This window comes from Methylobacterium sp. CCH5-D2, assembly GCF_001556475.1.
GTDB classification, from domain to species: domain Bacteria; phylum Pseudomonadota; class Alphaproteobacteria; order Rhizobiales; family Beijerinckiaceae; genus Methylobacterium; species Methylobacterium hispanicum.
The window spans coordinates 1-9,024 of record NZ_LSIX01000130.1; the positions used below are offsets into that span (position 1 = coordinate 1).

The following is a 9,024-nucleotide window of genomic DNA, read 5'->3' on the forward strand; positions in this document are numbered from 1 at the left end:
GAGGAGCCCGAGGAGGTCGTCGTCCGCCGCCCACGCGGCCCCGTCTGCCACTACGAGCGCCGCAAGGTGTGGCTCAACGAGGAAGACTTCACGTACAAGCGCGTCGAGGTCTGCGAGTAGCGCGACGCCGTCCCCTCCCCCTCCGCGGGGGAGGGAGACCACGCGCGTCACTTCACCACGATCCAGTCCTCCACCACGAGGGCGTCGAGACCCGTGGTGTAGAACATCAGGATGGCGTCCTCCGCCGTGTGGAGGATCGGCTTGCCCATCACGTTGAAGCTGGTGTTGAGCAGGATCGGCACGCCGGTGATCTCGGCGAAGGCCGCGATCAGCCCGGCATAGGCGGGGTTGCGCTCCGCCGTCACGCTCTGGAGCCGGCCCGTCCCGTCGGCGTGGACCACCGCCGGCACCCGGTCGCGCACATCTTCGCGCCAGACCAGCGTGCGCTCCATGTAGGGGCTGTCGGCGTAGTCCTCGAACCAGTCCGGCCCGGCCTCGGCCAGGATCGAGGGCGCGAAGGGCCGGAAGGCCTCGCGGTACTTCACCTTCGCGTTCAGCGCGTCCTTGGCGCCGGCCGGCCGCGGGTCGGCCAGGATCGAGCGGTTGCCGAGCGCGCGGGGGCCGAACTCCGCCCGGCCCTGCACCCAGCCGACGAGCCCGCCCGCGGCCAGGACGCGGGCCGCCTCCCGGGTGACGCCGGGCAGGCCGAGGCGGCGGGCACGGGGCTCCTGCTCGGCCAAGCGCTCCATCGGCTCGGTCGAGACGCCGGAACCCAGATAGGGCGTGAGCGGGCGCGCCTGCGCCTCCGGGCCGGTCCAGTCCGGATGGTCGGCCGCGAAGGCGAGCCAGGCCGCGCCCACCGCGTTGCCGTCGTCGCCCGGCGCGGACGGGACGTGGAGGTTGCGGAAGGCCGAGCGCCCGAGCACGCGCCCGTTGTAGGAGGAGTTCAACCCGCAGCCGCCCGCGATGACGAGGTTGTCGTGCGGCGCGAGCGCGGAGGCCTCCGCCACCAGCACGTCCATCAGTTCGCAGAAGATCTCCTGGCCGGAGCGGGCGAGGTCGGCCCAGCCCCCCTCCCCCACATCGGCCGGACGGCGGGCCCGGATCTCCGCCGCGACCGCCTGCACGGTGGCGTCGTCGGCGAATTTCAGGCGCCCGTTCTCGACCGCGTAGAGGCGGCGCAATTCGTCCATCAGGTCCGGGTCGGGGCGGCCGTAGGGGGCGAGCCCCATGATCTTCCACTCCTCGCCCTTCACTTGGTCGAAGCCGGCCAGATCCGTGACGAGGCCATACAGGAAGCCGACCGAGCCGCGCCCGCGCTGGCGCCGCACCTCGGCGATCCGGCCGTCCCTCAGGCTGTAGATCGCCGCCGCCCCGGTCTCGCCCATGCCGTCGACGACGACGGCCGTGGCGTCGCGGAACGGGCTGCCCCAGAGGGCGTAGGCGGCATGCGCCAGGTGATGGGGATAGCGCGCCTGCGCGACGATCTCGGCCCGCGCCGCGGCGCCCGTGCCGCGGCTCTCCTGGTTGAGGGCGAGCAGGGTGCCGTAGCCCGCCCGGGCCTGTGCCAGCGCGAGGTCCGCGATGAAGATGCGCTCGGCCCGCTCGGGCACGAAGGAGCGGTTGAGCGTCGTCGGATGGGCGGCGAGCGCCATCAGGTCGAAGGCACCGCTCGCCTGCTGCCCGCGCAGGAAGTCGGAGAACTGCTCGCCCCAGCTCGACGCCACCACGATCTCGGAGCCGCGGGGCACGTATCGTTCGAGCAGGCCGATCATCCGGCCGGCGGGATCCGGCTCGCAGTTCGGCGCGCGCTTGTACTGCAGGACGCGCTCGGTCCCCTCGGCGAACAGCACGCTCCCGTCCGGCCCGACGAGGGCCACGGCGGGATCGTGGAAGGTGGTGGCGAGGCCGAGATAGTAGCGCATGGCCCTCCGGTTATTCCGCCCCGGCCCGCGCCGCAACGCGCGCCCGCGCCGGCGCCAGCCCGAGCAGGACCGCGCCGACGAGGCCGGAGAGGAGCGAGCCGGCGAGCACGCCGAGCTTGGTCTCGGTGGCGTGGGCGGCGTCCGCGAAGGCGAGGCCGCCGATGAACAGGCTCATGGTGAAGCCGATGCCGCAGAGGATCGCGACGCCGTAGACCTGCGCCCAGCTCGCGCCGGCCGGCCGCTGGGCGAGGCCCGCCGCGACGGCGAGCCGGACGCTCGCGAAGACGCCGATCTGCTTGCCCAGGAACAGGCCGAGCGCCACGCCGAGGGTCACCGGGTGCAGGAGGGCGTCCGGGGCGAGCCCGCCGAGGTTCACGCCCGCGTTGGCGAAGCCGAAGATCGGCACGATCGCGTAGGTGACCCAGGGCATCAGCGCGTGCTCCAGGCGGTGGAGCGGCGAGGTCGGGTCCTCGGGGCGCCCCGGGCTCGGGCGGATCGGGACGGTCAGCGCCAGGAGAACGCCCGCAACCGTGGCATGCACCCCCGAGCGCAGCACGAGGAACCAGAGCACGGCGCCGAGGACGAGATAGGGGGCGAGCCGCGTCACGCCGAGGCGGTTCAGGGCGATGAGGGCCGCGAGGGTCAGGCCCGCCCCCGCCAGCATCGGCAGGTCGAGGCCCCCCGTGTAGAACAGCGCGATGATGATGACGGCGCCGAGGTCGTCCACGATGGCGACCGCGCTCAGGAAGACCTTGAGCGAGACCGGCGCGCGCGATCCCAACAGCGCCAGCACGCCGAGCGCGAAGGCGATGTCGGTGGCGGCCGGGATCGCCCAGCCGCGGGCGGTGGGCTGACCGGCGTTGAAGGCGAGGTAGACCAGCGCCGGCACAACCATGCCGCCGAGCGCGGCGAGCCCCGGCAGGATCCGGTCGGGCCAGGTGCGCAGGCGCCCGTCGAGGGCCTCGCGCTTGATCTCCAGCCCGACGAGCAGGAAGAAGATCACCATCAGGCCGTCGTTGATCCAGTGCAGCAGGCTCAACGGTCCGAGATGGACGTGGAGGGCGTGCTCGTAGGCCGGCCCGAGGGCCGAGTTCGCCACCACCAGGGCGAGGGCTGCCGCGGCCATCAGGACGAGGCCGCCGCCCGCCTCGCTGGTGAGCGCCGTGCGGATCGCGGAGAGGGGTCGGGCCTGTCTCATGGCCCCCGGTTGCCCCGAATGGCGGCGCAGTTCAATCCCGCGTGATCGCCTCGGGCCGCCGAAACCCGGCCCGCGCCGCGAGCGAAGACCTGCGGCGGCCGCGCCCGGCCGCACCCGGAGCCCCCATGCTCACGACCCTCGGCCTCGCGACCCTCGCCGGCCTGCTCTCGACGCTCTCGCCCTGCGTGCTGCCGCTGGTGCCGATCGTGCTGGCGGCCGCCGCCTCCGAGCACCGGATGGGGCCGCTGGCGCTCGCGGCCGGGCTGGCGCTCGCCTTCACGGGGATCGGGCTGTTCGTGGCCACGGTGGGCTTCGCGATCGGGCTCGACGGCGACGTGTTCCGCAGCCTCGGGGCGGTCCTGCTCGTCGGCCTCGGCCTCGTGCTGATGCTGCCGCCGCTGCAGGCCCGGCTCAGCGCGGCGCTGGGGCCCGCGGGCGCCTGGGCCGGCCGGCGGCTCGGCGCGGTCGCGGGTCGGGGCTTGGGCGGCCAGTTCGGCGTCGGCCTGCTGCTGGGCGCGGCCTGGAGCCCCTGCGTCGGGCCGACCCTCGGAGCGGCCTCGCTGCTGGCGGCGCGGGGCGAGAATCTCGGCGCGGTGGCGCTCACCATGCTGGGCTTCGGGCTCGGCGCGGCCGCGCCCCTCCTGCTGCTCGGCCTCCTCTCACGGGAGGCGCTGGCGCGCCGCCGCGGCGGGCTCGCGGCCTTCGGACAGGGCGCGAAGGCCGCGCTCGGCGCCCTGCTGGCGGTGCTGGGGCTCCTCGTGCTGAGCGGGCTCGACAAGCGGGCGGAGGCGTGGGCGGTCGCGGCCTCGCCCGACTGGCTCACCGCGCTGACGGTCCGGTACTGAGCCCAGGCTTCGGCGCGCTCCCGCGAACGTGAACGGCCACGGCGTGGCCGCCCGCGAAGGCCCGTGACAGATGCGCTCCGGTCACCGCAACCGGAATCCTTAACCCATCATGGCACCGCGCGAACCGATCCTCACCCTCGTGCCGATCGCAGACCTGCGCCCGACGCAGATGACCGTGGGCTACCGCGAGGTCGAGGAGAAGCGCCGCCGCTGGCGCCAGCACGATTCCGAGAAGAAGGAGAAGTTCCTCGGCTCGCACATGATCCCGACGCTGCTCGGCCCGAAGAAGCGCCACTACCTCATCGACCACCACCACCTCGCCCGCGCGCTCCAGCTGGAGGGCGTCGAGGCGGTGCTGGTCACGGTCGTGGCCGAACTGCACAAGCTCGACAAGGACGCCTTCTGGACCGTGTGCGACCACAAGTCCTGGGCTCACCCCTACGACGCCGAGGGCGTCCGGCAGGATTTCAAGGCGATCCCGAAGGCGGTCGCGGACCTCGCCGACGACCCGTTCCGCAGTCTCGCGGGCGAGCTGCGCCGGGCCGGCGGCTTCGCCAAGGACACCACGCCCTTCAGCGAGTTCCTCTGGGCCGATTTCCTGCGCCGGACCATGAAGGCCAAGCAGGTCGAGGGCGACTTCCCCTCGGCGCTGGAGCGGGCGCTGCAGCTCGCCAAGTCGGAGGATGCCGGCTACCTACCGGGCTGGTGCGGGCCGGTCACGGCCTGACGGCCCCGGCCGGCGGGCGGGGCGCCCGAAAAATGCCCCGCCGCGGCACCACGCTACGGCAAGCTTGCGCCGGCAAGGTGTCCGCCGCGCGCACGCTCTCGACGCCTGCCCGCTCGACCCGCTAGACGGAGCCTCGATGCCGATCACGCCGCGCCTCGTTCTCGCCGCCGCCCTCAGCTTCCTGGCCGGCGGCCCGCTCCAGGCGCAGGACCGGGGGACGCTGACCCCGAAACCGCTGCCGCCGCTCGCCAACCCGGACGATCCCGCGACCCCCGCCAAGGCCCTGTTCGGCCGCGCCACCGGGCCCACCGGGGGGCCGGCGCACGCCTACGGCTCCTACGCCAAGGGCTGCTTCTCGGGCGGCGAGGCGCTCTCGGTGGACGGGGCGACCTGGCAGGTGATGCGACTCTCGCGCAACCGGATGTGGGGCACCCCGCCGCTCGTCGATTTCCTGGAGCGGCTGGCGGGCCAGGCCCCGCGGGTCGGCTGGCCGGGGCTCCTCGTCGGCGACATGTCGCAGCCGCGCGGCGGGCCGATGCTGACGGGCCACGCCTCGCACCAGCTCGGCCTCGACGCCGACATCTGGCTCACCCCGATGCCCGACCGCCGCCTCACACGGGCCGAGCGCGAGGAGATGTCGGCGACGAACGTGGTGCGCGCCGACCGGCTCGACATCGACCCGCAGGTCTGGACCCAGCAGCACCACCGCATCATCCGGCTCGCCGCCGAGCAGCCCGAGGTGGCGCGCATCTTCGTGAATCCGGCGATCAAGCGGGCGCTCTGCCGCGAGGCCGGTGGTAGCCGCTGGCTCTCGAAGGTGCGCCCGATGTACGGGCACAACTACCATTTCCACATCCGCCTCGCCTGCCCGGCCGGCCAGGGGGCCTGCGACGACCAGGCGCCGCCCCCGCCCGGCGACGGCTGCGGCGAGGAGCTGGCCTACTGGTTCAGCGACGCGGTGCTGAACCCCAAGCCCCCGAAGGTGAAGCCGAAGCCGCGGCCCCCGATGACGCTGGCCGCGCTCCCCGCCGCCTGCCGGGCGGTGCTGAAGGCGCCCTGAGCCGGACCGATCGCGCAGCCACCGGAGACCGACCTTGACCGAATCGACCACCGGGCCGACGCCCCGCCGGCCCGACCACGACATCGATCCGCTCTTCCTGGCGCGCCGCTCGCCGCGCCACTTCACCGGCGAGGCGGTGCCGGAAGCCGAGCTGATGCGGATGATCGAGGCGGCGCGCTGGGCGCCCTCCTCCTACAATTCGCAGCCCTGGCGCTTCCTCTACGCGCTGCGCGACGACGCCAACTGGGCGACTTTCCTGGGCCTCCTCGTGCCGGCCAACCAGAAATGGGCCCAGGATACCGGCGCGCTCCTGTTCCTGGTCTCGAACAGCCGCATGAAGGTCGGGGACGAGCTCAAGCCCTCGTGGAGCCACTCGCTCGACGCGGGCGCGGCCTCGCTCGCCTTCCAGCTCCAGGCGGTCCGCCAGGGCTGGCACGCCCACGGCATGGGGGGCTTCGACCATGCGCGGGCACCCGAGGCGCTGAACTTGCCCGAGCACCACCGGATCGAGGCGGCCTACGCGGTGGGCCGCATGGTCGCCTGGGACGACCTTACGGAGGAGCAGCGGACCCGCGAGACCCCGAACGGCCGCCGCCCGATCGGCGACTTCACCCATGCGGGGCCCTTCCCGAAGGCGGGGTGAACCGCGCTGCGACGCGGCAAGTCTTTGGTCCGTGAACGGAAAGTCGTGTCGGGCGCTTGCAAGCGCTCGGCGAGTCGGGGCAGGATTCAAGGCCAGACGGGCGCTCCGGAGCCGGAATCCATGACCAACGAAGGACCCGACCACGCCGCCGGGCTGCAGGCGGTGGCCGACCGCTACGGCGTCGGCCTCGACGCCGTGCGCCACCTGATGCACGCGCTGGAGCGCGGGCAGGGCAACATGGCACAGTTCGACCATCCGGACCTCGGCGGCATGGGCCAGTGGTCGGCGGGCGGCATGATCATGGTCGGCGACATGTTCAACACCGACCTCAAGGCGCGGGTCTCCGGCCTCTGCACCGAGCTCGCCGCGGCGCTGCCGCCGGGCGGCTGGTCGGCGGGCGGCGCGCCCGAGAGCCAGCGCGGCGGCGGCACGTGGTGGCCGGCCGACCTCGGTCACCCCGCGAGCACCGGCTCGCAGAACGGGCTGCGCTACGCCTACTTTCCGGAGAGCCGGCGCCTCGCGATCGAGTCGGGCGCGGGCGTCGCGCTCTACGACACGGGCGACCACCACATCTCCGGCGTCTCGCAGGCGAACGGCGCCCTCAGCTTCTCCGGCCCGCAGGGCGCAGTCGCTGTCGAGCACCTGCGCCGGATCGGCGCCGAGGCCGCGCGCCAGCCCGCGGCCGAGATGGCGTCCGCCCCGTCCGCGGCGCCGCAGGCTCATGCTCCGAGCCCCGCGGGCCCGCTGTCCGGCGACGTGCTCGGCACGATCGAGCGGCTGGCCGAGCTGCACGGCCGCGGCGTTCTGACCGATCAGGAATTCGCGGATAAGAAGGCGGAGCTGCTCGCCCGCCTCTGATCGGGGCGCCATATCGGATCCGCGGCCGGCCCGGCCGCCGGCCCCGGCACCTCACTTGGCCCTGACCCGCGACCTGCTCGACATCCGCCGGATCTACCACGAGGCCGCCGTGCCGGATCACCGGCGCGGCGCCGAGATCCTGGCGCGCTTTCCGGACGCCGAGCGCATCCTCGTCCCCTCCCACTGGAACATCCCGGAGCTGCACGGCAACGCCGGCTCAGTGGAGGACTGGGTGCGCCTCAAGCGCTCGACGCTGGTGCTCGGGGTGAAGAAGGGGCTCACCATGCGCCCGAACGGGCGCAGCGCCCACTTCATAGCGCCCTCGACCTCGAACGGCTGCGCCATGGCCTGTGCCTACTGCTACGTGCCGCGCCGCAAGGGCTTCTCCAACCCGATCTCGCTCTTCGTGAACACGGAGGCCGCCTGCGCGGCGATCGCGCGGCACGCTCGGAAGCAGGGCCGGCTCCCGGAGCCCGACCAGATCGATCCGGCCCACTGGGTCTACGATATCGGTGAGAACGGCGACCTCTCGGTCGATGCGGCCCTGACCGAGGGCGTGCGCGACTTCGTGGCGCTGTTCCGAGATTTACCCAACGCCAAGGCCTCCTTCGCCACAAAGGCGGTGAACCGCGACCTGCTGGGCTACGATCCGCAGGGCAAGACCCGCATCCGCTTCTCGCTGATGCCGGACAAGATCGCCCGGGTGGTGGACGTGCGCACCGCGCCGATCCCGGAGCGGATCGCGGCGATCGACGACTTCGTGGCCGCCGGCTACGAGGTCCACGCCAACTTCTCGCCGGTGATCCTCTACGAGGGCTGGGAGGCCGACTGGCGGACGCTGTTCGAGCAGATCGCGGACGGCCTCTCGGCCCGCGCCCGCGCGCAGCTCCGGTGCGAGATCATCATGCTGACGCACAATGCGGGGCTGCATCAGGTCAATCTCGGCTGGCACCCGAAGGCGGAAGCGCTGCTCTGGCGGCCCGACATCCAGGAGACGAAGGTCTCGGAAGGGGGCGGCGAAAACGTGCGCTACCGGGCCGGCTGGAAGGGCCGTTGGCTCGCCCGCTTCAAGGCGCTCCTGGCCGAGACCCTGCCGGACTGCACCGTGCGCTACGCGTTCTGAACCGCGGCTCGGGCGGCCGCGTTGGCGCGGGGATCGGACGGGAGAGCACCAGTGACGGACCACGCAGCCCATATCGCCGAGGCGGTCGCGATCGCGCGCCGGAACGTGGATGAGGGCGGCTCGCCCTACGGCGCGGTGATCGTGCGGGAGGGCGCCGTGCTCGCCCGCGCGGCCAACACGGTCCACCGCACGAACGACCCGAGCGACCACGCCGAGATGGTGGCCCTGCGCGAGGCGAGCCGCCTGCTCGGCAGCCGCGACCTCTCGGATTGCGTGATGTACGCGAGCGGCCAGCCCTGCCCGATGTGCCACGCGGCGATGCGGCTCGCGGGCTTTCGCGCGGGCTACTTCGCCTACGCGGCCGAGGAGGCCGAGACCTACGGGGCGGGCTCGGCGACGATCTACGCGGAGCTGTGCCGCCCGCTCGCCGAACAGCCGATGCGGCTGGAGCATCGGAGGCCGGAGGGGGAGAGCCCCTACCCGGCCTGGGCGGCGAAGAAGCGGGGGTGAACCGCGCCGCGCCCCCTCTCCCATAGGGAGAGGTCTGCTTTCGCAGAAAGCCGGGGTGAGGGGTATGACGTCTCAGGACGGCGCTCGGCATCGACGCGCGTTCAGGGCGCCGCCTACTCTGGGAGTGTCATACCC

At 73.2% G+C, this 9,024-nt stretch carries 9 protein-coding genes; 7 read left to right on the forward strand and 2 right to left on the reverse strand.

What is annotated here, in order from left to right; all coding sequences use genetic code 11:
* Positions 1 to 167 precede the first annotated feature (167 nt).
* Together AX737_RS02770 and nhaA are read right to left on the reverse strand one after the other, a co-directional pair.
* Positions 168 to 1,925, reverse strand: coding sequence for a carbamoyltransferase C-terminal domain-containing protein (locus AX737_RS02770; RefSeq protein WP_066918830.1), 1,758 nt, complete (start codon positions 1,923 to 1,925; stop codon positions 168 to 170).
* 10 nt (positions 1,926 to 1,935) lie between these two features.
* Positions 1,936 to 3,123 carry a Na+/H+ antiporter NhaA gene (gene nhaA / locus AX737_RS02775; protein ID WP_066918832.1) on the reverse strand — a complete coding sequence of 396 codons (1,188 nt, stop codon included), beginning with the start codon at positions 3,121 to 3,123 and terminating at the stop codon, positions 1,936 to 1,938.
* 125 nt (positions 3,124 to 3,248) lie between these two features.
* Between nhaA and AX737_RS02780 the strand changes: the two genes are divergently transcribed.
* From AX737_RS02780 to AX737_RS02810, 7 genes are all read left to right on the forward strand, one after another.
* Positions 3,249 to 3,968 carry a cytochrome c biogenesis protein CcdA gene (locus AX737_RS02780; RefSeq protein WP_066918834.1) on the forward strand — a complete coding sequence of 240 codons (720 nt, stop codon included), beginning with the start codon at positions 3,249 to 3,251 and terminating at the stop codon, positions 3,966 to 3,968.
* Positions 3,969 to 4,077: 109 nt separating this feature from the next.
* A complete protein-coding gene (locus AX737_RS02785; protein WP_066918836.1) occupies positions 4,078 to 4,695 on the forward strand; it encodes a ParB-like protein in 618 nt (205 codons plus the stop codon).
* A 136-nt stretch (positions 4,696 to 4,831) separates the two neighbouring features.
* Positions 4,832 to 5,755, forward strand: coding sequence for a penicillin-insensitive murein endopeptidase (mepA, locus tag AX737_RS02790; RefSeq protein WP_066918838.1), 924 nt, complete (start codon positions 4,832 to 4,834; stop codon positions 5,753 to 5,755).
* Between the two features lie 34 nt (positions 5,756 to 5,789).
* Positions 5,790 to 6,398: a nitroreductase family protein gene (locus AX737_RS02795; protein ID WP_066918840.1), complete on the forward strand. Its 609-nt coding sequence runs from the start codon at positions 5,790 to 5,792 to the stop codon at positions 6,396 to 6,398.
* A gap of 120 nt (positions 6,399 to 6,518) precedes the next feature.
* Positions 6,519 to 7,256, forward strand: coding sequence for an SHOCT domain-containing protein (locus AX737_RS02800; RefSeq protein WP_066918842.1), 738 nt, complete (start codon positions 6,519 to 6,521; stop codon positions 7,254 to 7,256).
* A 55-nt stretch (positions 7,257 to 7,311) separates the two neighbouring features.
* Entirely contained in the window at positions 7,312 to 8,379 is a 1,068-nt protein-coding gene (locus tag AX737_RS02805) for a spore photoproduct lyase family protein (protein ID WP_066918844.1), read from the forward strand.
* A 51-nt stretch (positions 8,380 to 8,430) separates the two neighbouring features.
* On the forward strand, positions 8,431 to 8,889 hold the full coding sequence (locus AX737_RS02810) for a nucleoside deaminase (RefSeq protein ID WP_066918846.1): 459 nt from the start codon (positions 8,431 to 8,433) through the stop codon (positions 8,887 to 8,889).
* Positions 8,890 to 9,024 lie beyond the last annotated feature (135 nt).

What these genes read in the sequence shown, in the direction of transcription:
- AX737_RS02770 (WP_066918830.1), bottom strand. Translation starts at nt 1,925, where the DNA reads ATGCGCTACTATCTCGGCCTCGCCACCACCTTCCACGATCCCGCCGTG.
- nhaA (WP_066918832.1), bottom strand. Translation starts at nt 3,123, where the DNA reads ATGAGACAGGCCCGACCCCTCTCCGCGATCCGCACGGCGCTCACCAGC.
- AX737_RS02780 (WP_066918834.1), top strand. Translation starts at nt 3,249, where the DNA reads ATGCTCACGACCCTCGGCCTCGCGACCCTCGCCGGCCTGCTCTCGACG.
- AX737_RS02785 (WP_066918836.1), top strand. Translation starts at nt 4,078, where the DNA reads ATGGCACCGCGCGAACCGATCCTCACCCTCGTGCCGATCGCAGACCTG.
- mepA (WP_066918838.1), top strand. Translation starts at nt 4,832, where the DNA reads ATGCCGATCACGCCGCGCCTCGTTCTCGCCGCCGCCCTCAGCTTCCTG.
- AX737_RS02800 (WP_066918842.1), top strand. Translation starts at nt 6,519, where the DNA reads ATGACCAACGAAGGACCCGACCACGCCGCCGGGCTGCAGGCGGTGGCC.